The organism is Arthrobacter sp. SDTb3-6, from assembly GCF_013376095.1.
In the GTDB taxonomy this organism is placed as follows: domain Bacteria; phylum Actinomycetota; class Actinomycetes; order Actinomycetales; family Micrococcaceae; genus Specibacter.
This window is the reverse complement of record NZ_JAAMFN010000008.1, coordinates 94092-120958: the sequence shown is the minus strand read 5'-3', so window position 1 is coordinate 120958 and position 26867 is coordinate 94092. Positions and strand designations below refer to the sequence as shown.

Sequence of the window (26867 nt, the reverse complement as noted above, 5' to 3'; positions counted from 1 at the left end):
CACGAGGTTCGCCCTACGGGACACACAAACAGGCAGTAGCCAGTGAGTCCGCCTCTGACTTTCAACCGCAACCTGACCCCCCGCCAGTGCCATGAAATCCGGTTTGGTGACACGCCAGTGACATGAAACCCGAATTGGCGACTGGTGGCTCCGGATACTACCAGCGCCCGCAGCGGCCGTGGTGATGGGAAGATGCACGAGTAAACATTGCCTGACAGGCAACATTGGTTGCTCACTGGGCTAAGCTGTGGTTGGGGCAAGGGTCGATGGGAATCGGTCCGGCTCGTAGCTATAGAGTCACGGAGGGTGCACGTGGCCCTGACAAGCAAGGAGCGAAGATGAAGGCACTACCCGTTGAACCAAGCCTGGCACCGGTGGCGATAGGATCCCGGATCCGCGCCGCACGCCAGGCCCAGCGCCTCACCATTGAACATGTTGCCGACGCCACCGGGCTCACGAAGGGTTTCCTGAGCCGGGTGGAGCGCGACCTGACCTCTCCCAGTGTCGCGTCCCTGGTGACCCTGTGCCAAGTCCTGTCCATCTCCGTCGGTGAACTGTTTGCCGTGCCGGAGACCCACCTGACCCGCAGCGGCGAGGGGCCGCGCATCTTCCTGGGCGGCGAGGGCATCGTGGAGCGGCTGCTGACGGCCCGCTCGGAGCGGCGCGTCCAAATCCTCGGCGCCACCATCGAGCCGTTCGGCCGCGGCGAATCGGAACTGTATGCGGTGGACTGCGACGTGGACGTGCTTCACATCATCAGCGGGGAACTGACCCTGATCATGACCCAGGATTCGTACGAGCTCAAGGCCGGGGATACGTTGTCGTTCCCCGGCCGGGAGCCGCATTCCTGGGAAAACCGCTCCGCCGAGCCGGTGGAGGCGCTGTTCATCCTGGTCCCGGCGGCGTCCGGATCGGGACAGTAGCACCCGTGCCGCGTCAGGCGAATACCTAAGTTCCCACCTGCCCGTTCACGGCAAACTCATAGCCAACGCGTGGATAGTTGAATCGACAACCACCCGGCACGACTGTGAGAGCGAGGGCACGCCATGGCACCAACGCCTGACGGCAGGAAGATCGCCAAGGCCGTCACCTCCATGGTGGCCGTGGGCGCCGTGGGGGCGGCCGGACTGGGCAGTGTGGCGCTGTACGGCACCATCACCGCGGCAGCGGCCTCGAAGGCATCCACCACCCAGGGCAGCACCACCCCGGGACCGGGCTCCTCGGGTTCGTCGTCGGACCCGGGCCTGCGGTCCGGGTCCACGTCCGGGACCCAGCTGTTGCCGGGCAACGGCGGGCCCAGCCTGTCCCGGTCGGCGGGTTCCTGAGGTGGCGCCCGGCCACGCCACGGCACAACGGGCCTGGCAGCCCTGGGGGCTGTCCGCCTCGGTGGTCGTGACGGATCCCCGGCGTGCCGATTCCGCGCTCACCCTGGCTCGACACGTGCTCGACGCCGTCGACCTCGCCTGCAGCCGCTTCCGCGCCGATTCGGAATTGGCGGTGCTGCGCCAGAAACTGGTCCACGGCACCACCGTCTCGCCGCTGCTGGCCACCCTCATGGAATCCGCCCTGGCCGCGGCACGCTGGACCGGGGGCGCCGTTGACCCCACCCTGGGCGGCGACCTCATCTCCCTGGGCTACGACGCCGACTTCGCCTCCCTGCCGGCGCCCGTACGGAACGACGGCGGCCTGGCCGCCGTTTCGCCCTCCGGCGCCCCCTCGCTGCGCATGCCCCGGGCACCCGGCTGGCAGCGCATCACGCTCGACGGCCGCTTCCTGTCGGTGCCCGCGGACGTCACCGTGGACCTTGGCTCCAGTGCCAAGGCCGTGGCGGCGGACATGGCGGCGGCGCGCATCGCCGTCGAACTTGGCTGCGGGGCGCTCGTGAACCTGGGCGGCGACATCGCGACCGCCGGTCCCGCCCCGGACGGCGTGGCAGGGCACTGGCAGGTGCTGGTCCAGGACACCCCGGCCGACCCCGCCCAGCAGGTCTCGCTGCCGGCCGGCCATGCCCTGGCCACGTCCAGCACGTCCAAGCGGCGCTGGATGCAGGCCGGAGCGCTGCGACACCACATCCTGGATCCGCGTTTCGGGCTGCCGGTGGATGCCGTGTGGCGCAGTGCCAGCGTGGCCGCCCCCACCGCCCTGGAGGCGAATGCGTACAGCACCGCCGCCCTCGTCAGGGGCCGTGCCGCCGTGGCCTGGCTGCGTGAATGCGGCGTCTGCAGCCGCCTCGTGGACCAGGGCAGCCATGTCATCACGACGGCCGGCTGGCCTGCCGCGGAACTGGCGGGAACGGGTTCCCATGGATGACGCGATGTGGGCCTTCGCCCGGGTCAGCGGGCTGCTGGACATGGTGCTGCTCACCGGGTCCGTCCTCCTGGGCATCCTGGCCCGGTCCGGGCGGCCCCTGCTGGCCATTCCCCGCGTCTCCGTGACCCTGCTGCACCGCAACATCTCCCTGCTGGCCGTGGTGTTCCTGGTGTTCCATGTGGTGCCGCTGCTGTTCGATTCCTATGCGCAGCTGAACCTCGTGGACGTGGTGGTACCGTTCCTGGGCAGCTACAAGGCCTTCTGGCAGGGGCTGGGGACGGTGTCCCTGGACCTGATGGCGGCCGTGGTGGCCACAGCCCTGCTGCGCCGCCGGCTGGGGACGAGGACCTTCAAGGCCGTGCACTGGCTCAGCTACGCGATGTGGCCCCTGGCCATGGCGCACTCCATGGGGAACGGCACCGACGGGACCAGCGCGCCGGTGGTGGCTGCCGCCATCGTCCTGGGCGTGGCAGTGCTGGCCGCGGTGGCCTGGCGGGTTTCCGCGGGCTTCCTGGAGACGGCCGCGGCACGGCGCGCCGGCAACGCACGCAACGGCTGGACCCGGCCATGAGCGCGGCCACCGAAATTGCGGCCATGCAGGGTGGCACCGCCGCAGGGCCGGCCGGCCCGCGGCTCTTTGCGGCCGGCGCCGCGGCCGGGATGGCCGCCCACCTGGCGGCCTATGGGGAGGTGCCGCGGCACGGCCGGGACTGGTCGCTGGCCGAAGAGCTGGAGGCTTCGGGGCTGACGGGCCGGGGCGGCGCCGGGTTCGGGGCGTGGCGGAAGTTTGCCGCCGTCGACCACGCGCGCAGGCCCAACAGGTATGTGCCGCGGACGGGCGGACCGGTGCTCATCGCCAATGGCGCGGAGGGCGAGCCGCTGAGCTTCAAGGACGCCTCGCTGCTGCACAACGCCCCGCACCTGGTCATCGACGGCCTGGTTGCGGCGGCGGCGGAACTCAGCGCCGGAAGCGTGTTCATCTACGCGGGCGCGGCCAACCTCGCGCCCGTGGCTGCGGCGCTCGCCGAACGGGCCGACGCCCGGCACATTGCCCTGGTCGAGGCGCCGGACACCTTCGTGGCGGGGCAGGCCAGCGCCGTGGTCAACTTCCTGGAAACCGGCCGGGCACTGCCCCGGGACCTGGCGGCCCGGCTGGCCGGCAGCGGTTTCAAGGGCCGCCCCACCCTGGTCCACAACGTTGAAACGTGGGCGCACACCGCCCTCGTGGCCCGGTACGGGGCAGGCTGGTTCCGCACGGCGGGCACGCCGGAGGACCCGGGCACCCGCCTGGTCTCCGTCACCGGCAACGTGCCGTCCGAAGTGGTGCTCGAGGTCCCCGGGGGCGCCCCGCTGGACTCCGTGCTCGCCTCGGCGGGCGTGGGGAGCGACGCCGTTTCCGCCGTTTTGGTGGGCGGCTACCACGGGCGGTGGGTTCGGCCGGACGGGGTGGTGCTGTCCGCCGCCGCGGCTGCCGGCAGCACGCCTGCCGGGGGTGCCGTCCGCCCCGGCGCCGGGGTGCTCCACGTCCTGGGGCACGGGCGCTGCGGGCTCGCAGCCACGGCGGCGATGGTGGATTACCTGGCCGGGCAGTCCGCCCGGCAATGCGGGCCATGCATGTTCGGGCTGCCGGCGCTCGCCGACGTCATGGGCCGCCTGGCTGCCGGCACCGGCGGGCCGGGGCTGGTCCGCGAGGTGGAGAGGCTGCTGGCCCTGGTGGCCGGCCGCGGCGCGTGCCACCATCCGGACGGCACGGTGCAGCTGGTCCACAGCGCGCTGGAAACCTTCGCCGACGACGTCCGCCGGCACCTGGCCGGGCAGTGCCAGGAGGCAGCACCGGCGGGAGGTGCGGTGCGGTGAACGCCGGTGGACCGGCAGCGCGGCTGCACATCGACTGGACCAGGTGCGACGGCCGCGGCCTCTGCACCGAACTGCTGCCCGAAGCCCTGGGGCGCGACGAGTGGGGCTACCCCGTGGCCGCGCCCGGCCGGGTCCGGTCGGGCCGGGATGCGACGGATGTGCCCCTGACGGGGGCCGAACTGGCTGCGGCAATGGACGCCGAGAACCTCTGCCCGCTCCTGGCCCTGCGCATCATCCGCCCCTGACCCGGCACTCCCGCAGGACCGGGACATCCAACGCCCCCTGGACCCTCGGTTGGAAGCGGGGCGGTTTTCCGGGACCCTTCTGCGCTGGGTGTCCCCGCAGGGCCGCCGCCGCGAGCAGCCAGGGGAAGCGGGCGTGTTGGCGGCAGGCGCCCGGACCCCCAGGGCAGCTCCTAGCCCACGTGGACCCACGGGCGCTGGGTGAGGTCGGGTTCGGCCTCGCGCAACACCTCTCGCGTGACCGGGGCGATTTCACCTGCGCCGAGGAAGATGAACTTGAGCATGTTGGCGATGGGGTTGCCCTCGTTCCAACGGAAATAAATGTGCGGGATGACCCCGGTGATGTCGCGCACGTGCAGCAGGACCGCGGCCGCAGTGTTGGGAACCGTGGGCCCGTGGACTTCCAGTATTTTGAAGCCATGGCGTTCGATGCCACGGATTTCCAGGGCGGCCTCGAAGTCGGAGGAGTCGTCCACAATGACTTCCAGGAACAGTGCCTTCTTGGGATTGCCGATCTCGTTGACGGTGGCGGCGTGGCTGAGCTTGCGGCGGTACGCGGCGGCGCTGCGGGTTTTCGGGTCGTGGGAAATGAAGCGGATGGCACCCTTGTCGACGTCGGAGACGAATTGCAGGGCGGCCCCGTCCATGTGGACGTGCGTGGCCCGCAGCTCAAAGGCGCGGCGCAGGCGTGAGAGCAGGCTGACCCCCACGATGCCGACAATGAACAGGGCGGCAATCCGCAGGCCGTCCGGGCGCTCGATCGAGTTGGCGACGGTGGTGTAGATGAACGCGACGGACACGGCCCCAAAGCCGATTGTCTGCGCCCTTTGCCGTTTGCGCCGCGCGGAGAGTGTGACGGCGACGGCCGCCGAGGTGATCAGGACCAGCACACCCGTGGCATAGGCGCCTCCCTGGGCGTCGACGCTGGCCTTGAACGCAAGCGTGATGACGACGGCGATTACGCCGAACACCAGCACCAGGGGCCGCACGGCACCGGCCCATTCCGGGGCCATGCCGAAGCGCGGCAGGTAGCGCGGGACCAGGTTCAACAGGCCGGCCATGGCCGAGGCGCCGGCAAACCAGAGGATGGCGATGGTGCTCAGGTCATACACCGTGCCGAAGCCCGGGCCCAGCAACTGGTGCGCCAGGTAGGCGAGGGCCCGCCCGTTGGCCGGGCCGCCGGGCTGGAAATCGGCGGCCGGGATGAGGATGGTGGTGGCCAGTGACGAGGTGATCAGGAACGTGCTCATGATGACGGCCGCCGTCGTCAGCAGCTTGTGCGCGCCGGCGATGCGGCCCTCGGGCCCTTCCGCCGTGTCGTCGGGCCGGCCCGTGATCTGCGGCATGACGGCCACGCCGGTTTCAAAGCCGGAAAGGCCCAGCGCCAGGCGGGGAAAGACCAGCAGGGCGATGGCAACCACCATGACGGGGTTCCCGTGCTGGGTGGTCAGGGCCGTCCACCAGTCCGCCGTCAGGAGGGGGCTGCCCAGGGCCTTGACCATGGCGACGGCGATGACCACAAGGTTCAGTGAAAGGAACACGCCCACCAGGACGACGGCGATCCCGATCGCCTCCTTGAACCCGCGCAGGAACACCGCGGCCAGGGCTGCGACGAGCACCAGGGTGATGATGATGTTCTGGCCATGCAGGAAGCTTGGCGCAAACGGGTTTTCGATGACGTGGGCGGAGGCGTCGGCGGCCGACAGCGTGATGGTGATCATGAAGTCGGTGGCGGCGAAGCCGAGCAGAGCCAGCACAAACAGCTTGCCCCACCAGCGGGGGAGCAGCCGCTCGAGCATGGCGATGGAACCGGCGCCATGGGGGCTTTCGCGGGCCACCCGCTTGTACACGGGCAGTGCGCCGAAGAGGGTCACCACGACCAGGACTATGGTGGCCAGCGGGGCCAGGACCCCGGCGGCCAGGGCGGCGATGGCGGGCTGGTAGCCGAGGGTGGAAAAGTAGTCCAGGCCGGTCAGGCACATGACCCGCCACCATGCGTGCGGTTTGTGTTCGGCGTCGGGCCGGCCGTGGGGGCCCTGCCGCTTGCCCGAGCTTTCGGGCAGGCCTTCCATGAGCCATTGCCGGAAGGCTTCGCCGCCCCTGGGCCTGGGCGGGGATCCGGGGTCCGCAGGTGCGCGGGAAAGGGAGGTCACGGGAAGTTCCTTTCGCGCAGTGTCGCCGGTGCCGCCCCTTTGGCGGCTCAGTGAGAGTAGCACTCCAGGCTGGTGTGGAGCCCGGTACCGATGAAATCTTAGGGGGTCAAGGTTCCGGGCGCGTCATCGTGCCGGCAAAATTCCCTTTGAGAAAACTTTTGATTCACAGTAGGCAACTTCGGCTGTACGATGGTAAGCGCAGGCCGCATGTGACGCAGGTCTGCTGCGCAAAGAAACGAGGAACGTCCATGAAAGAGATCCGCATCGAGGCCAACGGGAACCTGGGGCCCATCGATTCCGCCCAAATTCCGCGTTATGCAGGTGCCGCCACGTACGCGCGCCTGCCCCGCCTGGACCAGGTCGCGCGGGCCGATGTGTCCGTCGTCGGCGTCCCCTTTGACGGCGGCGTCTCCTACCGGCCCGGTGCGCGGTTTGGCGCCAACCACGTCCGCGAGGCGAGCCGGCTGCTGCGCCCGTACAACCCGGCCTGGGACGTTTCCCCGTTTGAAAACTGCCAGGTGGCGGACGCCGGCGACATGGCCGTCAACCCGTTCAACATCAACGAGGCCATCGAAACCATCGCGCAAAACGCACTGGACCTGACCGCAGGCGGCTCGAAGCTGCTGACCCTTGGCGGCGACCACACCATCTCCCTGCCCCTGCTGCGCGCCGCCGCCGAGCGTGCCGGCGGCCCCGTCGCCATGCTGCACTTTGACGCACACCTGGACACCTGGGACACCTACTTCGGCGCCGCCTACACGCACGGCACCCCGTTCCGCCGCGCCGTCGAGGAGGGCCTGCTGGACACCGAGGCCATCTCCCACGTGGGCACCCGCGGCCCGCTCTACGGCAAAAAGGACCTCGACGACGACCACCGCTTCGGCTTCGGCATCGTCACCAGCGCCGACGTCTACCACCAGGGCGTGCTGGAGACCGTGGCGAAGATCCGCGACCGCATCGGCAGGCGCCCGCTCTACATCTCCGTGGACATCGACGTCCTGGACCCCGCGCACGCCCCCGGCACGGGCACGCCCGAGGCCGGTGGCCTCACGAGCCGCGAGCTCCTGGAAATCATCCGCGGCTTCCGCGGCATGAACCTCATCGGCGCCGACATTGTGGAGGTGGCCCCGGCCTACGACCACGCCGAAATCACCGGCGTCGCCGCCAGCCACGTCGGCTACGAGCTCATCTCCCTGATGGCCGACAACCATGTGCCCGGCGACCGTTTTGGGGCTGCCAACGGCTACGCCGCCCAGGCGCTGGACGCGGAAGCACGACGCCGGCCGGCCGGCTTTGCGCCCGCCCCGCTGGTCGGCACCCAGGGAGGTGCCCAGTGAGCGACGCCCAGCTGGTCCAGCCTGTCGAGCCCACCCCGCTGGCCGGGCCCGGGGAGCAGCCGGGACTCGACGCCCAGCGCAACGGTGGGGACCTCGTCGTCGAAACCCTGGCGGCCCTGGGTGCGAAGACCGTCTTCGGCATCCCCGGCCAGCACGCGCTGGGCCTCTTTGACGCCCTGAGCCGCTCGCCGCTGCACTTCGTCTCCTCCCGCGTGGAGAACAACTCGGCCTTCGCCGCTGACGGCTATTCGCGCGCCACCGGCGAGGTGGGCGTGCTGTTCCTCTCCACCGGGCCCGGCGCCCTGACAGCCCTGGCCGGGCTGCAGGAGGCCTATGCCACGGGCGTGCCCATGATCGTGGTGGCCAGCCAGATCCCGCTCGAGGGCCTGGGCGCCCGGCGCAAGGGCATGCTCCACCAGCTCGACGACCAAAAGGCTTCCGCCGCGAACGTCACGAAGAGCCAGCGGCTCATCCAGCACGCCTCCGGCATCCCTTCAGCCATCCAGGACGCCTGGACCGAGGCCGTGTCCTCGCCGCAGGGCCCGGTGTGGATCGAGGTGCCGCAAAACGTGCTGCTGGACCCCGTCTTTGTGCCCGCCGTCGAGGATGCGCTGGCCGAACCGTTCGACAACCCGCCCCGGGTGGAGCTGGTCCGCGAGGCCGTCAAATGGCTCACCGATGCGGTGCGGCCGGCCATCGTGGCCGGGGGAGGGGTGCGCCGCGGCAGGGCCGGGGCCCACTTGTTGTCCATCGCGGAAAAGCTCAACGCACCCGTCGTCTGCACGCCCGGCGGCAACGGCGCCTTCCCGTGGAACCACGAACTGTCGCTGCAGTCATGGGTCGAGGACCGGCATGTCACCGAGGTCCTGGAAGACGCCGACGTGCTGGTGGTGATCGGCTCCTCGCTGGGCGAGGTGTCCAGCAACTACTTCACCATGGAGCCGCGGGGGCGCATCATCCAGATCGACGCCGAACCGCGCGTGCTCGAATCCAACCGCCCCGCGCTGGGCATCCGGGCCGACGCCGGCCAGGCGCTCGCCGCGCTCGACACCGCCCTGGACGCGTCGCTGAGCGCGGACGCCGACTGGCACGGCGCCACGCCGCAGGCCGTGGTCAAGGAAACGCTGGCCAAGGTCGCGGCCAGGCTCGACGGCCAGGACCTGGCCCTGGAACGCCGGTTCATGGCGGACATCCGCGAGGCCGTCCCGGCGGACATGCAGACGTTTTGGGACATGACCATCTCCGCCTATTGGGGCTGGAGCTGCTGGGACTCCCGAGACGGCGAATTCCATTCCGCCCAGGGCGCCGGCGGCCTGGGCTTCGCCTTCCCCGCCGCCATCGGCGCCTCCCTCGGGCTGCAGGGCGCGGGGAGGCCCGCGCGCGTGCTGGCCGTGGCCGGGGACGGTTCCTCCATGTATTCCATCGCCGAGCTGGCCACGGCCAGGCAGCACAATGCGCCGGTCACCTGGCTGATTGTGGACGACGGCGGCTACGGCATCCTGCGCGAATACATGGTGGGAGCGTTTGGCAAGGCCACCCACACGGAATTGGCGCGGCCGGACTTCGTGAAGCTGGCCGAGTCGTTCGGCGTCCCGGCCCGCCGGGTGAAGCCGGAGGACGTCGGGGACGCGCTGCGGGAGGGTTTCGCTTCGGACGGGCCAAACGTCGTCGTGGTTGACGTTCTGTTGAAGATGTTCGCCCCCACCCACCTGGACATCTGAGCTTCCGCGGACGGGCAGCCAACGGGGCTGCGGGACCCGCGGCGGGCGCCTAGACTGGTCCGCATGGCCCTCGTGTACAAGGCGCAGCTGCGCCCCTCGAAGATGGAACTGCTGGCCCGCTGGCTGCCGCAACAACCCTGGTTTGACGCGGCGGACGCGGACCTGGTCCGGCTCGGGTCCTTCCGCTTTGACGACCCGGACGGCGGGGTCGGCCTCGAAACCATCCTGGTCGGCGCCGGGCACCGGGCGTACCAGGTCCCGCTGAGCTACCGCGGGGCGCCGCTGGACGGCGCGGAGGCCTTCCTGGTCGGCACCATGGAGCACTCCGTGCTTGGCAGCCGCTGGGTCTACGACGCCGCGGCAGACCCCGTCTATGTCCGCGCGCTGGCGGCCGCGCTGCTCACCGGCACGCCGCAGGCCGTCGAAATGCGGGAAACCGACGGAGTCATGGAAACCCTGCCGGCGACGGCGACGCTGGCCAGCACCGGGACCGCTGCGGCCGTGCCGGCGTTGGCGCCCGGGACGCCGACGACGTCGGACTCGCTCACCGTTGTTCCTGCCGGGGCACTCACGCTGCGGATCGCCCGCGGACTGGACCTGTCCGGCGTCGTGCACGGGGCGCCCGCACTGACCGTGACGTGGGCGGGACAGGACGTGCCGGTCCACCTGGCCGGGCCGGCCTGAGGAATGCTTCACCCAACCAAGCATGGGAATGCACCATGGCGGTTGACTTCCAGCTCGTGATTGACTGCGCCGATCCCCGGCTGCTGGCCGAATTTTGGGCTGCGGCGCTCGATTATGAACCCACGCCGCCGCCGCAGGGCTTCGGCAGCTGGGACGACTATTGGCGGGACGTCGGCGTCCCCGAGGAGGAGCTGGACCTGGGCATTGACAGGATCTCCGACCCCGCAGGACGCGGGCCCACCATCTGGTTCCAGGTGGTGCCGGAGGGGAAAACACACAAGAACCGGCTGCACCTGGACATCCGTGCCAGCCGCGGCAGGAATTCCCCGATCGCCGAGCGGCGCAAACTCATCGAGGCAAAGGCGGAACGCCTTGCCGGGCTCGGTGCAGTGCGCCTGCACACGTTCGAGACGGAAGGCCTGGACCACTACGCCGTCGCCATGCGCGACCCGGAAGGCAACGAGTTCGACATCAACTGACGCGCACTGCCCCGCGGTCTTGCAGGCGCAGCGCTGTGGCCGTACCGTGTCCGGGCAGACGCCCGGCACAGCCAAGGACCCGGCTCCTAGGCGGCTTGAAGAACCGGGATGTCCGATCCGGTGGTGCTTGGTGCCTGGGTTTCAAGCCTGCGCTGCCGGCGTTCGAGCATGTCCGCCAGGGCGCCCAACAGGATGTTGACGATGAGGAACCCGATGGCGGCAACAAACTGCGCCTGCAGCAGTGACTGCGTGAAGTACTGCCCAATGACCGTGGCGGAGCGCAGCAGTTCCATGTACCCGCCCAGCACGTAGGCGAGGGCCGTCCCCTTGAACAGGATGATCAGCTGGCTGACCAGCGCGGGGCTCATGGACCGCAGGGCCTGCGGCAGGAGCACCCGGACCATGGTTCCGACCTGGGAAAAGCCCAGTGCCAGCGCCGCCTCGGACTGTCCCGGGGGCAGGGCGGCAATGCCGGAGCGGATCAGGTCTCCAATGACAGCGCCGCTGTAGAGCGTCAACGCAATGACCAGGAACCAAAAGTCCCCAAGCTTGAGGCCGTAATTGGGCAGGACCAGGGACGTGAAGTACAGCAGCAGCAACAGGGGGATGCTGCTGAACACGTCGGTGTAGACGCGGCTGAGGCGGCGCAGGAAGGTGCGGGTGGAGACCAGGCCAAAGGCCAGGAGGCAGCCGACGGCCAGGGACAGGACCATCCCGACGGCTGCGGCCGCAATGTTGTTGAGCAGCCCCTGCCCCAGGAGCTTCCACAAGCCGGGTTGGGCAAAGGGCGCCCAGGCGGCGGCGCCAAAGACGCCCTTTTTGGCCAGGGTTGCCAGGACCAGGACGGCCAGGGCGGCGAGGGCTGCTCCCGTGACAATTTCGAAGATGATGTGCCGGCGCCGGGTACGGGGTCCGGCCGGGTCGAAGAGGGAATGGTTGTTCATCGGCTAAACGCCACCTTCCGGTCCAGTGCGGCAACGAGGCGGCCGACGGCCAGGCCCAGCACCAAGTAGCAAATGGCAGCTCCTGCGAAGATGAGGAACGGTGAGGCCTCATCCACGGCAAGCTTGTCGGTGAGGAACGTCAGTTCCGCAACCCCGACCAGGGCGGCCACCGAGGTGTTTTTGACCATGGTGATGTAGACATTGCCCAAGGGGCGGACAACGGTCGCCATGGCCTGTGGGAGTACCAGCAGCCTCAAGGACATCATGGGCGCAAAGCCCAGTGCCCTGCCGGCCTCCAATTCGCCCCGGTCCACGGTGTTGAGGCCGGAGCGGATGGTCTCCGCGACGAAGGGTGCCGTGTACAGCACCAGTGCGATGGCGGCGGAGGCATACAGCGAGAACTGGATGTCCAACTGTGGCAGCCCGAAAACAAACAGCACCATTTGCACCGGCAGCGGGACATTGCGGAAGATCAGGATGTAGGTGGATGACATGGCGCGGGCGACCCGGATGGGGCTGGTCTTCAGCGCCGCCAGGACGGTGCCGAGGACGATCGAGCCCAAGACCCCGTACACAACGAGGCCGAGCGTGACCAGCACCCCCTGGCCGAAGTCACCTGCGTGGTTGAAAAGTAGTTCCATGGTGGTTCCTAGAGGACAATCTTCGGCGGGGTGACCTTCTCAGGCTTGACCTTGCCGATCGTGGCCCCGTACGCCTTCTGCCAGTCGCCGTCGGCGACGGCCTTCTTCAGGAGTCCGTCAAGATATGTGTGGAAGGCCGGGTCGTTCTTGGGGGAGCCGATGGCGAACTCCTCGGAATCGGCCAGGTGGCCGCTGGCGATGCGGTAGAGGCCGGGATTTTGGCTTTCAATGCCCAGCAGGATGGCTTCGGTGGTTGTCAGGGCATCGACGCGCTTGTCCTTCAAGGCCTGCGCGCACTCGCTGTAGGTGCTGAACAAGACCAGCTTGGCGGAGGGGACGGCTGTTGCAATGAGCTGGGAAGCGCGCGCACCCGTGGTGGAGCAGACGGACTTGCCGGACAGGTCGGTCGGCTTGTTGATGGACGTGTCGTCCTTGCGGACCATCAGGGCGACGTCGCTTTCCAGGTAGGGGCCGGCAAAGTCGACCGCCTTCTTGCGCTGGTCGGTCACGGCGTAGGAGGCAATGACGACGTCCACCTTGTTTTGCTCGAGGAAGGCTTCGCGGTTCTTGGTGACGGCTTCGACGTACTGGACGTTGTTTTCGCTGCCGGTCAGGTCCTTGGCGAGGATCTTGGCCATTTCAATGTCAAGGCCCTCCATCTGGCCGGTGATGGGGTTCTTGACGCCGAAGAGCGGCTGGTCAAACTTGACGCCGACAATCACCTTGCCGCGTTGCTGGATCTTGGCCATGGTGCTGCCGGCCGGAAAGGTCTCGGTGGGGTGGCTCGCGGCGGCTGTTCCGCTGCCCCCGCAGGCGGTGGTGCCGAGGATGAGTGCGCCCATGACGGCCAGGGCGGGGAGCAGGTGTGTGCGCTTCATTGTGACTCCTCAAAGGGGTGCTTCGGTGCACCCGCTGCTTGTGGTGGAAGGGGTTGGTTGTTAGTGGACGGAAGAAAGGAAGGATTTGGCGCGCTCGCTCTGGGGCGCGGTGAAGAACGACTCGGGGTCGGCCATTTCGACAATCTGCCCGTCCGCCATGAACACGATGCGGTCGGCAAAGGCGCGGGCAAAGGACATTTCGTGGGTGACCACGACCATGGTGGTGCCGTTTTCGGCCAAATTGCGCATCGTGGCAAGGACCTCCCGGGTGGACTCGGGATCCAGTGCGGAGGTTGGCTCGTCAAAAAGGAGCACCTTCGGCCCCATGGCCAGGGCCCGGGCAATGGCGGCCCGTTGCTTTTGGCCGCCGGAAAGCTGCGCGGGCCGGCTGTTGGCCTTGTTCCCGATCCCCACCAGCGTCAGGAGTTCGTGGGCGCGGGCCTCGGCGCTCTTTTTGTCGACGCCCAGAATCTTGCGCGGTGCCATGGTGATGTTCTCGAGAATCGACTTGTGGGAAAACAGGTTGAAGGACTGGAAAACCATGCCCACTTCGGTGCGGAACTTGTATAGCTCCCGGCCCTCCAGCGGCTGCTCCTTGCCATCGATGAGGATGTGTCCCTCGTCGATGACCTCCAGGCGGTTGATGCACCGGCAAAGCGTCGACTTGCCCGAGCCTGACGGGCCCAGAATCACCACCACCTCCCCGCGCTTCACGGAAAGGTTGACGTTGGACAGGGCCTGCATCTGGCCAAAACGCTTCCCGACACCCCTGAACTCGACGACGGTATCCGTCTCCGTGATCGCTGTCATGATCTATCTCCCTTAGGTGGATACGACTGTATACATTAAAATACAGTGTGACACGGTGATGGCCGTCACGGCAAGATCTTGACGAAGAAAAGTCGGATATGTCGGCGTGCGCCGCAAAGTCCGGCAGCCGGCTGCACCTTAGGGGTGGGAGATGGAATCCCGCAGCAGGCCAAGGCGCAGGCTCCTGGCACTTTCCATGTGCGCCCCTGCAATGTCCCGCGCGGAGGACTCATCACCGGCGTCAATGGCTTCCACGAGTCGGCCATGTTCATCCAGGGCTTCCTCCCAGCGCGTGCCGACGGACAGCGTGGAGTGCGGCGTGCGGATCAAGTGCGTTGTGAGCCGCTGGAGGAGGTCTTCAAGGACGGGGTTGTGCGCCGCCGCCCAGACGGCGGCATGGAATTCCATGTTGGTGGCTGCTCGCGTCCCGTCATCCGGAGCGGTCAGCGCCCGGTCGCGCGCCAGGAGCCCTTCGAGCCGCATGACGTCGGTGACGTCGTGGCCCCTGGCAGCCTGTGCGGCGACTTCCTTCTCCAGTAGGATGCGGACGTCGTAGACCTGTATGACTTCCTGCGGGGTGGCCTGGTGGACCTGAAGCCCACGGACGCCCTGCTCGAGAAGTTTGTCGTGCTTGAGGCGCCGCAGCGCATCGCGAACCGGCGTGCGCGAGACCCCGAACCGCTCACTGAGTGCGACCTCGCGCAGCGGTGTTGCCGGTTTCAGGACGCCGGTCAGTATTTCGCCGCGAAGCTCGTGGTAAATTGAATCCCCGTCATGGCGGGTCACTTCTGGTGGCGTTGGCATGAATCTCCCGGCTGGTGTCTCCGGCACGGCCACAGCGTGGTTCTGCGGACTTACGCAGAAGGGCAGCGGGCCGGTGGCGGTTTACGGATAATTTAATAGTTTGATTCTCAACAAGGGTAATTCAATCCACCCGCTGTATCCACCTGTATACTAAATAGCCATACCTAATAGCCGCGTCCGGTTCGAGGCTACGACAACTGTCTTTTTCCGTGGCCGGCCGGACGATGTCCCGCCTGTCCGCAGATGGGGCGTTGTCGCGGAGAGTCACCGAACAGGACCGGCGGTGCGTCGACGAGTCCATCGACGCGTACCTGGCGGAGGCGGGCATTCCCCCGAGACCTCGGGGACGAGACCTCGGGGATGGGCATGGTTGATCCGGATCCCGGACACCTTCCGTACGGGCAGGGAATTTTTGGACCATGCCAGCGCGCAGCTCAACGCTTGCGATCCTGCGCCGACGCTGCCTTCCGGATGGCTGCCCGTGATGCGGGAAGCCATAGCCTGGCCATGCGTTGTGGGGAAATAGGGTCCATTCCCGTTGCGGGGCCTGCTCCGCTTCCGAGAAGTACTGTGGCTCCCACCAGGCGGCCGGGACCGCGGGCCGGTCGGCGGACTCTCCGAGTTTCAGGGCGTCTCGCGTGTGCAGTCGGAGGCAGAAGGCGCAACCATTGATCTGGGAAACCCGGATTTTTACGGCTTCGACGAGCCTTGCGTTGAGTCCGGCCAACCGCGCGGCTTCTTCAGCGGCCATGAAAAAACTGCCGATGGGCGGCCACGAATTGGTTTTGCGCGGCTGGATCCGGCAGCGCACCCGGCACCCCGTCCGATAGGCTCGGCCCATGAGCAACGCGGCCTCCATGACTGTCACCACGCGTACCATCGAGCTGGCCGGGCTTGGTCCCGAATCGCCGCTGCCCGCGGTCCAGCCGCTGCCCGGGCCGCCCTATGTTGCGGGAGGCGGCATCCCGGCAGAGATCGTTCAGGGCGCACGCTGGGGCGGGGTGAAAAACATCTTCCCCTACATGCTGCAGGACGCGTACACGCGGGAGGCCGGCGCAACGGAACTGACCGCCGTCGTGCTGGAAAACCAGCACCTGAAGGCAACCTTCCTGCCGCAGCTGGGCGGCCGGCTCTGGCAGCTGTTCGACAAGGACACGGGCAAAGAGCTGCTGCACACCGGCGGCCGCATCCAGTTTGCCAACCTGGCCCTGCGCAACGCCTGGTTTGCCGGCGGGATCGAGTGGAACATCGGCACGCGCGGGCATTCGCCCACCACCTGCTCGCCCCTCCACACCGCACTGGTGCACACGCCGGACGGGCAGGAGGTGCTGCGCATGTGGGAGTTCGACCGGCTGCGCGAGGCGGTGTTCCAACTCGATGCGTGGCTGCCCGCCGACTCCCGCGTGCTGTTCACGGCCGTGCGCATCCGCAACCCCAACGCCACCCCCGTCCCCATGTACTGGTGGTCCAACGCGGCCATCCCGCAAACCCCGCACACCCGCGTCATCGCCCCGGCCACGCGCGCCTTCGCCACCGGCTACGACGGCGCCATGGACGTGGTGGCCCCGTCCGGCTTCCACGGGATCGACGCCACCTGGCCCGCCCGGAACCCGCACGCCGCGGACTTCTTCTTCGACCTCGCACCGGGCCGGCGCCGCTGGGAGCTCGCCCTGGACGACGCCGGGGACGGGCTTGCGCTCGTCTCCTCACCCCGGCTGCGGGGCAGGAAGCTGTTCGTCTGGGGCGAGGGCGACGGCGGGCGCCGCTGGCAGGAGTGGCTCACGCCGACGCCGCCGGGCACCGAGCCGCGGCGCTACGCGGAGATCCAGTCCGGCCTGGCGCAGACGCAGTTTGAGTATGTTCCGATGCCCGCCGGGGCGTCCTGGCAGTGGGTGGAGGCGTATGGCAATGCCGGCCTGGACCCTGCGGTGGCCGGCGGCGCGTGGGACGCCGCCGTTGAACATGCCGGCGAACGGGTGGACTCAATGGTTTCCGCCGGCGTTGTGGACGCGGCGCTCGCCGACGCCGGCCGCTGGGCGGACCTGGCGCCGTCGGAATTTGTGGTGGCGGGCAACGGCTGGGGCGCGCTGGAGCGGGCCCGGAGGCACGCAGCCAAAATGGAGTGGATCGACGAGACCGGCACACCGTTTGGCCAGGAAACGCTGACGGCGGCCCAGGCTCCCTGGCTGGAACTGCTGCGGGCCAATGAAGGCGTCGTGGAAAAGCCGTTTGAGCCGGCGTCCGCAGGGGAGCCGCGCCAGCCGTTCGGCGGGGCGGAATCGTTTGTCCGCGGCCTGGACTGGGAGGACCTGCTGACCGCGGCGCGCAACGACAGTGCGGAGGCCGCCTTCCACCACGCGGTCATGGTCCACGCCCGGGCCGATGCCGCCAACGCTGATGACATGGCAACCGTGGCCGCCCTGTACCGGAAGGCCCTGGGCGGCACTGGCGGCACGGGCGGCACTGGCGGTGATGGGGGTGGGGCCGGCGGGACCGGCACCACGCTGGGCAAGCGCAGCCGGGTGCTCGCGCACCGGGGACTGGGCCTGGCCCTCATTGCCGCCGGGGACATCGACGGCGGACTGCTTCAACTTGGCCACGCCTGCCACCTTGAGCCTGGCAGCCGCGCCGTCCTGCTGGAAGCCATGGCACTCGCGGTGGACAACGGGAGGCCGGCGCTGGTGTTCGACCTGCTGGAAGGCGCCCCGGCAGCACTGCTGTCGCTGGGGCAGGTGAAGTTCCTGCAGGCCAGGGCGCACGCGGACACCGGGGACAGCGCCGCGGCGGCGGCGGTCCTCAAGGAGGGCATTGAAGTCCCGGACCTGCGCGAGGGCGCCAACTCGATCGCCGAGCTGTGGCGGCGCGTGTGCCCGGGCGAGGACGTGCCGGAAAAGTACCAGTTCAGCATGCGCTGACCCCCGGGGGAGCCCTGCCCGGCCCCGCCGGTTCGCGCAAGGGCGGTGTCGGCATTGACACCGGGGTGTGAGCTGTGTCATTCTAATCTCTGTGAACTTGTCAGACAGCTGGACAGCCGGACAGCCGCAAATTGTCCGGGTCAGCGCCGCGGAGGCCGTGTTCACGGCCATCCGCGACGCGATCGAGAGCGGGCAGCTGGCCGTCGGGTCCAAGCTGAGCTCCGAAACGGCGCTCGCGGCCCAGTACGGCGTCAGCCGCTCCGTGGTCCGCGAGGCCCTGCGCTCCTGCACGGCTCTGGGCCTGACGGAAACGCACACCGGCAAGGGCACCTTCGTGGTGGCCAACCACGCCCCCGGCGACTTGGTCCTGGGCCGGTTCTCGGCCCGCAGCCTCATGGAAGCACGCCCCCACATCGAGGTTCCGGCCGCCGAACTCGCCGCCACCCGCCGTTCCGCAGAACAGCTGGACCAGATGCGCGGCATCATCGAGGCCATGGTGGGGGAGGACGATCCCGAAATCTGGGTCAGCCTGGACGGCAGCTTCCACGCCGCCATTGCCACCGCCAGCGGCAACGGCGTCTTCGAACGGGTGGTCAATGACATCCGCGACGCCATGGTCTACCAGTCGGAGACCATCAACCTCATCACCGGCCGGCGCCTCGCCTCCGACCGCGAACACCGCGCCATCCTGGACGCCATCGCCCGGGGGGACATCGGGGAAGCCGGCCGCGCCATGGCCGTCCACCTCCACGCCGTCGACGACGCACTGACCCTGATTATTGGAGACACCACCGCATGACAGCGCCACAGTTCCCGGCCCACGCACCCCTTGCCGTCCAGACCCGCGGTTCCATGGTGGAGAGCGTCCACTACGGTTCGCTGGCCGCGGTGAGGCCCGACGGCGGGACCCTCCTGGAGCGCGGGGAGCCCGCCGCGCGCATCTACCCCCGGTCGGCCTTGAAGCCGCTCATGGCCGTCGCGATGCTGCGCGCCGGCGCCGACCTGACCGACGGCCAGCTGGCCCTGGCCGCCGCGAGCCATTCGGGTGCCGCGGTGCACCAGGACACGGCGGCAAAGATCCTGGCCGATGCCGGGCTCACGGAGGACGACCTGGGCAATTCCACCGACCTGCCCTACGGCACCGCCGAACGCCGCGCCTGGCTCGCGGCCGGCCACGGCCCCACCCACCTGGCGCAAAACTGTTCCGGCAAGCACGCAGCGCTGCTGTCCACCTGCGTGGCAAACCGCTGGCCGTTGGACAGCTACCTGGACCACGACCATCCGCTGCCGGCGCTGATCCGCGAGGTCGTGGCGGAACTCACCGGCGAGGAACTGACGGAGATCAGCACCGACGGCTGCGGCACCGAGGTCTTCGCGCTGTCCCTGACCGGCATGGCACGGGCCTTCAGCCGCCTCGTCACCGCCGCGCCGGCCACCCCCGAGCATCGCGTGGCCGCCGCCATGCGCGCCCACCCGGACCTCGTTGCGGGGGACGGCCGCGACGTCACCGCCCTGATGCGGGCCGTCCCGGGACTGCTTGCCAAGGACGGCTTTGAAGGCATCCAGCTCATCGCCCTGGGGGACGGCAGTGCGGTGGCCCTGAAGATTTCCGACGGCGGCGACCGCGCCCGCATGCCCGCCGCCGTTCCCGCGCTGCTCGCCTTGGGCGTGGAGCCGTCGCTGCTGGAACCGTTTGACAACCTCCCCGTGCTGGGCGGCGGCCATCCCGTCGGCACCCTCCACGGCCTCCGCCATCCCGCCTGACCCCTCCCACCAAACCCCCGGTTCCAAACGGGGCCCTTTTTCCCGACGCGCGGTTCCAAACGGGGCCCTTTCCCGCAGCGCTCCCTCATGTTCCGGGGGAACGGGATGCCCGCGTGTGCCTTCGCCCGCCAGAACCACCCGTCTGCCTGACCAACCTTCCCGCCTGACCAACCTTCCCGCCTGCCACGCAAGTCGCACTGCCTTTACCCAAGGAGCATCATGACTGAACTGTCCACCAAGCCGCTGGACCCCCTCGCGGCCGTCGCCATGCGCAGCGAACACGACCTGATCGGCGACCGCGACGTCCCTGCCAACGTTTACTGGGGCGTGCACACCCTGCGCGCCGTGGAAAACTTCCCCATCACCGGCCAGCCGCTCTCCACCAACTCGCACCTGGTGAACGGGCTGGCCATGGTCAAGCAGGCCGCCGCCCAGGCCAACCAGGAGCTGGGGCTGCTCGACGGCGGGCGCGCCGGCGCGATCATCCAGGCCTGCCGGGAAATCATCGCCGGGAACCTCCATGACCAGTTCGTGGTGGACGTCATCCAGGGAGGTGCGGGGACGTCGTCGAACATGAACGCCAACGAGGTGATCGCCAACCGTGCGCTGGAAATCCTGGGGCACAACAAGGGTGAATACCAGTTCCTGCACCCCAACGACCATGTCAACCTCAGCCAGTCCACGAACGACGTCTACCCGACGGCCGTGAACGTGGCCACGATCTTTGCCGCGAAATCGCTGGTGGAGGCCATGGAGTACCTGGGTGGGGCGTTCCTCGACAAGGCCGTGGAGTTCCGCACCGTGGTGAAGATGGGGCGCACGCAGCTGCAGGACGCCGTGCCCATGACGCTCGGCCAGGAATTCAACAGCTACGCGGTCACGATGGGGGAGGACCGGGCCAGGCTGGCGGAATCGACCCTGCTGGTCCACGAGATCAACCTCGGCGCCACGGCCATCGGCACCGGGCTGAACGCGCCGAAGGGGTACGCGGAACTGGCCTGCCGCCACCTGGCGGACATTTCCGGGCTGCCGCTGACCACCTCCGTGGACCTGATCGAGGCGACGAGCGACGTCGGCGCGTTTGTCCACCTGTCGGGTGTCCTCAAGCGCGTGGCCGTCAAGCTTTCCAAGATTTGCAACGACCTGCGCCTGCTTTCCTCCGGCCCCCGCGCCGGGCTGGGCGAGATCACGCTGCCGGCCGTCCAGGCGGGATCCTCGATCATGCCCGGCAAGGTCAACCCGGTCATCCCCGAGGTGGTCAACCAGGTGGCCTACGAGGTCATTGGCAACGACGTCACCGTCACCATGGCGGCCGAAGGCGGGCAGCTCCAGCTCAACGCCTTTGAACCGATCATTGTGCACAGCCTGACAAAGAGCATGCGGCACCTGGAAGCCGCCTGCCGGACCCTCGCGGACAAGTGCGTCCGGGGCATCACCGCCCATGAGGACAAGCTGCGGGCCCAGGTGGAGCACTCCATCGGACTGGTCACCGCACTCAACCCGCGGCTGGGGTACGCGGCGTCGACCATGATCGCACTCGAGGCGCTTTCCTCCGGCCGCGGCGTGGCCGAACTCGTCCTGGAGCACAAGCTCCTCACCGCCGGACAATTGGACGAGCTTCTGCGTCCGGAACACCTGGCCAACCTCAGCGACTAAACGAGCGGTCCGCAAAGGTGCGGGCCGCATTCACGGATAGGCAAGCTTATGCACAACCGCACCACAACAGACACCTCCGACCTGGTCCAGGACGCCCCGGACCAGGCCCTGACGGCCGAGGACGCCGGGCTTCACAAGGGCCTCAAGTCCCGCCAGATACAGATGATCGCCATTGGCGGGGCCATCGGCACCGGCCTGTTCATGGGCGCCGGCGGCCGCCTGGCCGGCGCCGGCCCCGCCCTGATGTTCAGCTATGCGATCTGCGGCTTCTTCGCCTTCCTGATCCTGCGTGCACTGGGCGAACTGGTCATCCACCGCCCGTCGTCGGGCTCCTTTGTCTCCTACGCCCGCGAATTCTTCGGCGAGAAGGCGGCCTTTGTCTCCGGGTGGCTGTACTGGCTCAACTGGGCCATGACTGCCATCGTGGACATCACCGCGATCGCCCTATACATGCACTTCTTCGCCAAATACGTGCCGTGGATCGGCGCCGTGCCCCAGTGGGCGTGGGCGCTCGCGGCGCTGTTGCTGGTGCTGGGCCTGAACCTCGTTTCGGTCAAGGTGTTCGGCGAGATGGAGTTCTGGTTCGCGCTGATCAAGGTGGTTGCCCTGGTCGGCTTCCTGATCATTGGCACGTACTTTGTCATCTTCGGCACGCCCGTGGAAGGCCAGCAGGTGGGGTTCAGCCTCATCGCGTCGCACGGCGGCTTCTTCCCCAACGGCCTACTGCCCGTGGTGGTGGTCATGCAGGGTGTGGTGTTTGCCTACGCCTCGATCGAGCTCATCGGCACCGCGGCCGGCGAAACGCAAAACCCCGAAAAGGTCATGCCGAAGGCCATCAACACCGTCATCATCCGCATCGCCATCTTCTACGTGGGCTCGCTGGTGCTGCTCTCCATGCTCCTGCCCTACACCGCGTACAAGGCCGGGGAAAGCCCGTTCGTGACCTTCTTTGGCTCCATCGGGGTCCAGGGCGTGGACTCGATCATGAACCTGGTGGTCCTCACGGCGGCCATGTCCTCGCTGAACGCCGGACTGTACTCCACCGGCCGCATCCTGCGCTCCATGTCCCTGGCCGGCTCCGCACCGAAGTTCGCCGCCAAGCTGAACAAGCGCGGCGTCCCCTACGGCGGCATCGCGCTCACGGCCATTGTCGCCGGGCTCGGCGTGGTCCTCAACGCCATTGTCCCGGCGTCGGCGTTTGAAATCGTGCTGAACGAGGCGGCACTGGGCATCATCGCCTCGTGGGGCATGATCGTGCTGTGCCAGCTGGCCCTGTACCGCCTGTCGAAAAAGGGACTCGCCATCCGGCCTTCGTTCCGCATGATCGGTGCGCCGTGGACCGGCTACCTGACGCTCGCGTTCCTGCTGGCCGTCATTGTACTCATGGCCTTCGACAACCCCGTCGGCACCTGGACCGTGGCCTCCATCGTGGTCATTGTGCCGGCGCTGATGATCGGCTGGTACGCCTCCCGCGGCCGCATTAAGGAGATTGCCGCCGGCCGGGACGGCTTCACCGGCGCCCATCCGGTGATCGCCCACCACAGCCACGCCCCGCAGGCCGCGGGAATCGCCGGCGAGGACTGAGCCCCTCCGCCCCGACGAATGCCGGGACCGGCCCTGGGAATAACTTCCTGGCACCGCCAGTTGACCCTTTTAGATGCAAACGCATGAACATTGCAGCGATCAAGGAGTCACAGTGCAGCGCACAGTTGTTGTTATCTCGGCCGGCCTCGGCGTCCCGTCGTCCACCCGGATGCTGGCGGACCAGCTGGCCGCGGGCGTCAAGGCGCACCTGGGCGAGCTGGGCGCGGAAGCCGTGCTCGACGTCGTCGACCTGCGCGATTATGCGACCGACATCGCCAACAACATGGTCACCGGCTATGCGGGTCCGGCCCTGGCCGACGTCGTCCACCGCGTCTCGCGCGCCGATGCCATGATCGCCGTGACCCCCACGTTCAGCGCCTCCTACAGCGGCCTGTTCAAGTCGTTCTTTGACATCCTGGACCCCAAGTTCATCGACGGCATGCCGGTGCTGATCGGCGCCACGGGGGGATCCTCACGGCACTCGCTGGTGCTGGATACGGCCATCCGCCCGCTGTTCAGCTACCTGCGCGCCCACACCATGCCCACGGCCATCTATGCCTCGCCCGAGGACTGGGGGCAGTCCGGCACCGACGCCATGGACCACCGGATCGGCCAGGCGGCGGGGGAGCTCGCCGCCGTCCTTGCCCCGTCCACGGGCACGACGCCGGCCGCCGGGGACACTGTTGGCCTCGGATTTTCCCCCGACCACAAGGCGAAGCGCCACGAGCGTGAGGTGTCCGAGATGACGTCCCTGCCGTTCGAGCAGCTGCTGGCCCAGACCCAGGCCCGCTAGGCAGGCCCCGCGAGTTGGGCTTGTCAGGGCCTTGATTTCGGCAGGCTCAATCGGCGGCGGTCCCGGCAGGCCCAACCATCGGGCCGCGACCACCGCCCGTCAGAAGATCGGCTGGACGGGCCGGGTGGTCAGCGGCGGCGGATCGAGCTGGTCTACGATGACCGTGAGTGCCACGCGGTAGATGTCCGGATGGATTTCCGGGCTGGCGTGGCCGGTGTTGGGGATGTCGTATTCAACGTGCGGGTTCTTCGGGAACAGCGCCTCCCAGCCCACAATGGCCATGCGGGCGTTGACAATGAAGTCCTTGGGGTCATACAGCAGGCCGATCCCGGTGCTGCTGGGGATGCCGCCGTCATACTGGGCGGGGAAGGCCTGCAGGAACGTCGCCTGCGTGGTCTTGAGGATCAGCGAATCGCTGGACACGTTCAGGGAGCTGCCGATGCCCGAACGCGCGGCCTGGTACATGCCCTGCCCGTTCGGGTTGGCCAGCCCGCTCCACACGCCGGCCGCCAGGCGCCCCACCAGCCCCAGGTAGGGGACCACCTGCCCGGCCAGTGAAATGTATTCCTTGCTCGGGTCCAGGACATCCGCCACGCTGCTGGGGCTCGAGCCCATGATGATGACGCGGACGTGGATGCCAATCCCCTCCAGCAGCCCCGCCAGCACCGTCGCCGCCATCCCGCCAAAGCTGTCCCCGTAAAAATAGACGGTGTCGATCTTGCGCTCAAAGGTGTCGCGCTGGACGGCGATGAACAGCTGGGCAATGTCGATCCCGCCGTTCGAGTAGCCAATGTAGGACGCCGGCGCCCGCTCGTTCATGGCCGGCTGCAGGGCCGCCAGCTTCCGGCCTGTGTCCCGGTAGCTGACCCCAAAGCCGCCCAGCAGGTACCAGGTCCGGCCTGGAAACCTGTTCGCTGCCGTCTTGTTTTCGTCATTGTCCGGCGTGGTGACGCGGAACTGGGAGCGCTCGGTCAGCTGGTAGTCGGCGGCGATGTTGGCATTGAAGGCCGTGGAGGCGGCGGCGGCCGCAACGGTGCCCAGCAGCCAGCGCCGGGGCGTGTTGGGAACCTGCCGGGTGTGCCGGTGCCGTTCGAGGGACTTGTGCGCAGGGTGGGCGGCGCCACCGTCGGGGGGCGGCTGGTCGGGGTCTGGTGTCGTGGCTGCCATGGCGAATCAGCTTCATTCTTCCACGCCGGGCCACCCCGCTGCAGGAGGGAGGCGCGACGCCGTTTCCCGGCGCGCGCGTTGCCGTCGGGTCCCAGCGTGGTGCGGAGGGGTACGTTTAAGGTGTCTGCCACCCCCTCGCAAATCCTATAGGATTTTAGAATGATGAAGCCATCCCGTGTCGCCCGCCCCGTCAGCCGGCAGGTCCTGGCCGATCACGTCTACGAGGAAATTCTCGAGTCCCTCATGGACGGGCGCCTGGAACCCGGCGCGCAGGTCAGCATCGACGGCACGGCCCGCGACCTTGACGTTTCGCCCACGCCCGTGCGCGAGGCGCTGGCCCGCCTGGAACACACCGGCCTGGTGGTCCGGGTGGCCCTGAAGGGGTACCGCGTGGCACCGGTTTTCTCCCGCGAGGACTTTGCCAACCTCATGGACGCGCGCCTGGTGATTGAACCCGTCACCACGGAGCTGGCCTGCCGGCGGATGACCCCGGCCCTGCTCGAAGAGCTGCGCCAGTCCATCACGGACCTGAAGGACGCGCGGCGGGGGCCTTCGTTCGCCGAATTCCGCGACTACCTCGACGCCGATGAACGCTTCCACCGGCTGATCGCCGAAAACTCCGGGAACCCGTTCATGTTGGCCGCCTACGAGGCGCTGGGCGGCCAGGTGCAGCGCTTTCGCCTGTTTGGCGGCGTGGGGATCACCGACGCGGACCATGCCATTGCTGAACACCAGGCTGTGTTCCGGGCCATCGAGCTTGGCGACCCGAAAGCCGCCGCAGCCGCCATGACGGAACACGTGGGCCGCGTCCGCCAGCGCTCCATCCAGGACGCCCCGCCCGCCTGAGGCGTGCCCAGCGACGGGCCCAAAACGTGCCCAACCGCGGACCCCGCGGCGTGCCCAACTTCGGGGTGCCGCCCGTCTGACGCACGGGCGCCGGGAGCGTGCCAGCGGCCTGCCCGTGACGCACCATGCCGCTTCCGCCGGCGCGCCCGCGGAAGCGGCAGGACGGCAAAACCGGCCGGGGGTTCCCAAAATGTGATTCTTGACATAGGCTCCCTCAATAGTAGATCCTATAGGAAACAGGATCACTAAAGGAGAAACACCCATGGCCTACACAGCCGCCAACTGGCCCATCAGCGCAGCACTGCTGCAATTCCCGGGCACGAATGCCGCCGGGCAGCACATCAACGACGCCGACGCCACCGCCTGGCTGAAGGTCTTCCGGGAAGTCAGGGACGCCGGATTCACCAACGCGGACCTCACCGACAGCTGGGTCCGCCCGGGCGACCTGGACGCCGCACGGCTGGCGGAATTCAAGCAGTCCGCAGCGGAAGCGGGGATCGGCATCCCCGTCATCTCGGCCATCCGCAGCAGCGTGATCGACGCGGCAAACTGGGAAGGGAACCTGGCCTACAGCCACCGCACCATTGATGCCGCCGCGGAACTCGGCTGCGAAGTGGTCTCCTTCGGACTCCACCAGGCACTGACCGCCGAACAGCAACGGCAGCTGTGGTTCTGGACGGCCCAGGGCCACACGGACCCGGTGGGGGACACGGAAACGTGGAATGCCGCCGTCGGACGCCTTCGCGAGCTGGGGCGCCACGCCGCCGAAGCCGGCATCCTGCTGTCCCTGGAAATGTACGAGGACACCTACCTGGGCACGGCGGACTCGTCCGTGAAGCTGGTCCAGGACATCGGGCTGGCCAATGTGGGCCTCAACCCGGACGTGGGCAACCTGGTCCGGCTGCACCGCCCCATCGAGGACTGGCGCGAGGTGCTGGAGAAGACCCTGCCGTACTCCAACTACTGGCACGTGAAGAACTACATCCGAGACGAGGACGTGGCCCGCAACAGCTACGTGGCCATGCCGGCGCCCATGGAAAGCGGCATCATCAACTACCGCGACGCCTTCCGCACCGCCATCTCGGTGGGCTTCCAGGGCATCATCTGCACCGAGCACTATGGCGGCGACGGCCTCAGCGTCACGGCCCGCAACCAGGACTACCTGCGCAGCCAGGTCCTGCCCAAGGACGACGGCTACGCACTCGGCACCAGCCGGGTGGCCCAGGGCCGCCAGCAGCCCGCCGCCGTCGCCGCCGTCTAAATACCGGAGCACCAACCCCGA

Annotated in this window: 27 protein-coding genes and 1 pseudogene; 20 read left to right on the top strand and 8 right to left on the bottom strand. The window is 68.3% G+C overall.

Annotated features, from left to right (window positions below; translation table 11 throughout):
- Positions 1-338 precede the first annotated feature (338 nt).
- From G6035_RS06330 to G6035_RS06305, 6 genes are all read left to right on the top strand, one after another.
- Positions 339-923 (top strand): cupin domain-containing protein, encoded by a 585-nt coding sequence (locus G6035_RS06330; protein WP_176616228.1) that lies wholly within the window; start codon positions 339-341, stop codon positions 921-923.
- 123 nt (positions 924-1046) lie between these two features.
- Positions 1047-1325: a hypothetical protein gene (locus G6035_RS06325; RefSeq protein ID WP_176616227.1), complete on the top strand. Its 279-nt coding sequence runs from the start codon at positions 1047-1049 to the stop codon at positions 1323-1325.
- A 1-nt stretch (position 1326) separates the two neighbouring features.
- On the top strand, positions 1327-2310 hold the full coding sequence (locus G6035_RS06320) for an FAD:protein FMN transferase (protein ID WP_176616226.1): 984 nt from the start codon (positions 1327-1329) through the stop codon (positions 2308-2310).
- The gene (locus G6035_RS06315) at positions 2303-2881 is read left to right on the top strand and encodes a ferric reductase-like transmembrane domain-containing protein (protein ID WP_256127780.1); all 579 of its coding nucleotides are present in this window, start codon (positions 2303-2305) and stop codon (positions 2879-2881) included. Before G6035_RS06320 ends, G6035_RS06315 begins: the two co-directional genes overlap by 8 nt.
- Positions 2878-4167 (top strand): NADH-ubiquinone oxidoreductase-F iron-sulfur binding region domain-containing protein, encoded by a 1290-nt coding sequence (locus G6035_RS06310; protein WP_218062996.1) that lies wholly within the window; start codon positions 2878-2880, stop codon positions 4165-4167. Before G6035_RS06315 ends, G6035_RS06310 begins: the two co-directional genes overlap by 4 nt.
- Complete coding sequence (locus G6035_RS06305; protein WP_176616225.1) at positions 4164-4412, top strand: ferredoxin; 249 nt, start codon at positions 4164-4166, stop codon at positions 4410-4412. Before G6035_RS06310 ends, G6035_RS06305 begins: the two co-directional genes overlap by 4 nt.
- A gap of 170 nt (positions 4413-4582) precedes the next feature.
- Here the strand turns inward: G6035_RS06305 and G6035_RS06300 are convergent, their stop codons facing one another.
- Positions 4583-6562, bottom strand: coding sequence for an amino acid transporter (locus G6035_RS06300; protein WP_176616224.1), 1980 nt, complete (start codon positions 6560-6562; stop codon positions 4583-4585).
- Between the two features lie 248 nt (positions 6563-6810).
- On the opposite strand from G6035_RS06300, the gene speB reads away from it, so the two are divergent.
- The 4 genes from speB to G6035_RS06280 all read left to right on the top strand — a co-directional run bounded on the left by speB (position 6811) and on the right by G6035_RS06280 (position 10783).
- Positions 6811-7899: an agmatinase gene (gene speB, locus G6035_RS06295; protein ID WP_176616223.1), complete on the top strand. Its 1089-nt coding sequence runs from the start codon at positions 6811-6813 to the stop codon at positions 7897-7899.
- 38 nt (positions 7900-7937) lie between these two features.
- Positions 7938-9620: a thiamine pyrophosphate-binding protein gene (locus G6035_RS06290; protein ID WP_176616236.1), complete on the top strand. Its 1683-nt coding sequence runs from the start codon at positions 7938-7940 to the stop codon at positions 9618-9620.
- A gap of 63 nt (positions 9621-9683) precedes the next feature.
- On the top strand, positions 9684-10304 hold the full coding sequence (locus tag G6035_RS06285) for a hypothetical protein (protein ID WP_176616222.1): 621 nt from the start codon (positions 9684-9686) through the stop codon (positions 10302-10304).
- Positions 10305-10339: 35 nt separating this feature from the next.
- Positions 10340-10783: a VOC family protein gene (locus G6035_RS06280; RefSeq protein ID WP_176616221.1), complete on the top strand. Its 444-nt coding sequence runs from the start codon at positions 10340-10342 to the stop codon at positions 10781-10783.
- 86 nt (positions 10784-10869) lie between these two features.
- Here the strand turns inward: G6035_RS06280 and G6035_RS06275 are convergent, their stop codons facing one another.
- The 5 genes from G6035_RS06275 to G6035_RS06255 form a co-directional block, all read right to left on the bottom strand.
- Positions 10870-11727: an amino acid ABC transporter permease gene (locus G6035_RS06275; RefSeq protein ID WP_176616220.1), complete on the bottom strand. Its 858-nt coding sequence runs from the start codon at positions 11725-11727 to the stop codon at positions 10870-10872.
- A complete protein-coding gene (locus G6035_RS06270) occupies positions 11724-12368 on the bottom strand; it encodes an amino acid ABC transporter permease (protein WP_176616219.1) in 645 nt (214 codons plus the stop codon). The genes G6035_RS06275 and G6035_RS06270 overlap by 4 nt, the downstream gene beginning before the upstream one ends.
- Positions 12369-12376: 8 nt before the next feature.
- The gene (locus G6035_RS06265) at positions 12377-13246 is read right to left on the bottom strand and encodes a glutamate ABC transporter substrate-binding protein (protein ID WP_176616218.1); all 870 of its coding nucleotides are present in this window, start codon (positions 13244-13246) and stop codon (positions 12377-12379) included.
- Between the two features lie 60 nt (positions 13247-13306).
- On the bottom strand, positions 13307-14056 hold the full coding sequence (locus tag G6035_RS06260; RefSeq protein ID WP_176616217.1) for an amino acid ABC transporter ATP-binding protein: 750 nt from the start codon (positions 14054-14056) through the stop codon (positions 13307-13309).
- A 138-nt stretch (positions 14057-14194) separates the two neighbouring features.
- Positions 14195-14860, bottom strand: a complete 666-nt coding sequence (locus tag G6035_RS06255) for a GntR family transcriptional regulator (RefSeq protein WP_176616216.1) — start codon at positions 14858-14860, stop codon at positions 14195-14197.
- A gap of 224 nt (positions 14861-15084) precedes the next feature.
- Between G6035_RS06255 and G6035_RS19995 the strand changes: the two genes are divergently transcribed.
- Positions 15085-15234, top strand: a complete 150-nt coding sequence (locus tag G6035_RS19995) for a DUF5956 family protein (protein WP_256127779.1) — start codon at positions 15085-15087, stop codon at positions 15232-15234.
- A gap of 233 nt (positions 15235-15467) precedes the next feature.
- Here G6035_RS19995 and G6035_RS06250 read toward each other — a convergent pair.
- Positions 15468-15587, bottom strand: a pseudogene (locus G6035_RS06250) (carboxymuconolactone decarboxylase family protein); the annotation flags it as partial.
- On the opposite strand from G6035_RS06250, the gene G6035_RS20540 reads away from it, so the two are divergent.
- The 7 genes from G6035_RS20540 to G6035_RS06220 all read left to right on the top strand — a co-directional run bounded on the left by G6035_RS20540 (position 15529) and on the right by G6035_RS06220 (position 23572).
- Positions 15529-15690 (top strand): hypothetical protein, encoded by a 162-nt coding sequence (locus tag G6035_RS20540; RefSeq protein ID WP_371130881.1) that lies wholly within the window; start codon positions 15529-15531, stop codon positions 15688-15690. The pseudogene G6035_RS06250 and the gene G6035_RS20540 sit on opposite strands and share 59 nt — an antisense overlap.
- Before the next feature lie 9 nt (positions 15691-15699).
- The gene (locus tag G6035_RS06245) at positions 15700-17775 is read left to right on the top strand and encodes a DUF5107 domain-containing protein (protein WP_256127778.1); all 2076 of its coding nucleotides are present in this window, start codon (positions 15700-15702) and stop codon (positions 17773-17775) included.
- A gap of 91 nt (positions 17776-17866) precedes the next feature.
- Positions 17867-18574, top strand: coding sequence for a FadR/GntR family transcriptional regulator (locus tag G6035_RS06240; protein WP_176616215.1), 708 nt, complete (start codon positions 17867-17869; stop codon positions 18572-18574).
- Positions 18571-19539 carry an asparaginase gene (locus tag G6035_RS06235; RefSeq protein WP_176616214.1) on the top strand — a complete coding sequence of 323 codons (969 nt, stop codon included), beginning with the start codon at positions 18571-18573 and terminating at the stop codon, positions 19537-19539. The genes G6035_RS06240 and G6035_RS06235 overlap by 4 nt, the downstream gene beginning before the upstream one ends.
- A 219-nt stretch (positions 19540-19758) precedes the next feature.
- Positions 19759-21195, top strand: a complete 1437-nt coding sequence (aspA, locus tag G6035_RS06230) for an aspartate ammonia-lyase (RefSeq protein WP_176616213.1) — start codon at positions 19759-19761, stop codon at positions 21193-21195.
- A 48-nt stretch (positions 21196-21243) separates the two neighbouring features.
- Complete coding sequence (locus G6035_RS06225; protein WP_176616212.1) at positions 21244-22779, top strand: amino acid permease; 1536 nt, start codon at positions 21244-21246, stop codon at positions 22777-22779.
- A 73-nt stretch (positions 22780-22852) separates the two neighbouring features.
- Positions 22853-23572 carry an FMN reductase gene (locus G6035_RS06220; RefSeq protein ID WP_176616211.1) on the top strand — a complete coding sequence of 240 codons (720 nt, stop codon included), beginning with the start codon at positions 22853-22855 and terminating at the stop codon, positions 23570-23572.
- Between the two features lie 99 nt (positions 23573-23671).
- Here G6035_RS06220 and G6035_RS06215 read toward each other — a convergent pair whose 3' ends face one another.
- A complete protein-coding gene (locus G6035_RS06215) occupies positions 23672-24739 on the bottom strand; it encodes a hypothetical protein (protein WP_176616210.1) in 1068 nt (355 codons plus the stop codon).
- A gap of 159 nt (positions 24740-24898) precedes the next feature.
- On the opposite strand from G6035_RS06215, the gene G6035_RS06210 reads away from it, so the two are divergent.
- On the top strand, positions 24899-25585 hold the full coding sequence (locus tag G6035_RS06210) for a GntR family transcriptional regulator (RefSeq protein WP_176616209.1): 687 nt from the start codon (positions 24899-24901) through the stop codon (positions 25583-25585).
- A gap of 262 nt (positions 25586-25847) precedes the next feature.
- Complete coding sequence (locus G6035_RS06205; RefSeq protein ID WP_176616208.1) at positions 25848-26846, top strand: sugar phosphate isomerase/epimerase; 999 nt, start codon at positions 25848-25850, stop codon at positions 26844-26846.
- Positions 26847-26867: the final 21 nt, after the last annotated feature.

Bases quoted from the DNA above. Each gene is read 5' to 3' on its own strand.
- G6035_RS06330 (WP_176616228.1), top strand. From the start codon at position 339: ATGAAGGCACTACCCGTTGAACCAAGCCTGGCACCGGTGGCGATAGGA.
- G6035_RS06325 (WP_176616227.1), top strand. From the start codon at position 1,047: ATGGCACCAACGCCTGACGGCAGGAAGATCGCCAAGGCCGTCACCTCC.
- G6035_RS06315 (WP_256127780.1), top strand. From the start codon at position 2,303: ATGGATGACGCGATGTGGGCCTTCGCCCGGGTCAGCGGGCTGCTGGAC.
- G6035_RS06310 (WP_218062996.1), top strand. From the start codon at position 2,878: ATGAGCGCGGCCACCGAAATTGCGGCCATGCAGGGTGGCACCGCCGCA.
- speB (WP_176616223.1), top strand. From the start codon at position 6,811: ATGAAAGAGATCCGCATCGAGGCCAACGGGAACCTGGGGCCCATCGAT.
- G6035_RS06285 (WP_176616222.1), top strand. From the start codon at position 9,684: ATGGCCCTCGTGTACAAGGCGCAGCTGCGCCCCTCGAAGATGGAACTG.
- G6035_RS06280 (WP_176616221.1), top strand. From the start codon at position 10,340: ATGGCGGTTGACTTCCAGCTCGTGATTGACTGCGCCGATCCCCGGCTG.
- G6035_RS06275 (WP_176616220.1), bottom strand. From the start codon at position 11,727: ATGAACAACCATTCCCTCTTCGACCCGGCCGGACCCCGTACCCGGCGC.
- G6035_RS06270 (WP_176616219.1), bottom strand. From the start codon at position 12,368: ATGGAACTACTTTTCAACCACGCAGGTGACTTCGGCCAGGGGGTGCTG.
- G6035_RS06265 (WP_176616218.1), bottom strand. From the start codon at position 13,246: ATGAAGCGCACACACCTGCTCCCCGCCCTGGCCGTCATGGGCGCACTC.
- G6035_RS06260 (WP_176616217.1), bottom strand. From the start codon at position 14,056: ATGACAGCGATCACGGAGACGGATACCGTCGTCGAGTTCAGGGGTGTC.
- G6035_RS06255 (WP_176616216.1), bottom strand. From the start codon at position 14,860: ATGCCAACGCCACCAGAAGTGACCCGCCATGACGGGGATTCAATTTAC.
- G6035_RS19995 (WP_256127779.1), top strand. From the start codon at position 15,085: ATGTCCCGCCTGTCCGCAGATGGGGCGTTGTCGCGGAGAGTCACCGAA.
- G6035_RS06245 (WP_256127778.1), top strand. From the start codon at position 15,700: ATGAGCAACGCGGCCTCCATGACTGTCACCACGCGTACCATCGAGCTG.
- G6035_RS06235 (WP_176616214.1), top strand. From the start codon at position 18,571: ATGACAGCGCCACAGTTCCCGGCCCACGCACCCCTTGCCGTCCAGACC.
- aspA (WP_176616213.1), top strand. From the start codon at position 19,759: ATGACTGAACTGTCCACCAAGCCGCTGGACCCCCTCGCGGCCGTCGCC.
- G6035_RS06225 (WP_176616212.1), top strand. From the start codon at position 21,244: ATGCACAACCGCACCACAACAGACACCTCCGACCTGGTCCAGGACGCC.
- G6035_RS06220 (WP_176616211.1), top strand. From the start codon at position 22,853: ATGCAAACGCATGAACATTGCAGCGATCAAGGAGTCACAGTGCAGCGC.
- G6035_RS06215 (WP_176616210.1), bottom strand. From the start codon at position 24,739: ATGGCAGCCACGACACCAGACCCCGACCAGCCGCCCCCCGACGGTGGC.
- G6035_RS06210 (WP_176616209.1), top strand. From the start codon at position 24,899: ATGATGAAGCCATCCCGTGTCGCCCGCCCCGTCAGCCGGCAGGTCCTG.
- G6035_RS06205 (WP_176616208.1), top strand. From the start codon at position 25,848: ATGGCCTACACAGCCGCCAACTGGCCCATCAGCGCAGCACTGCTGCAA.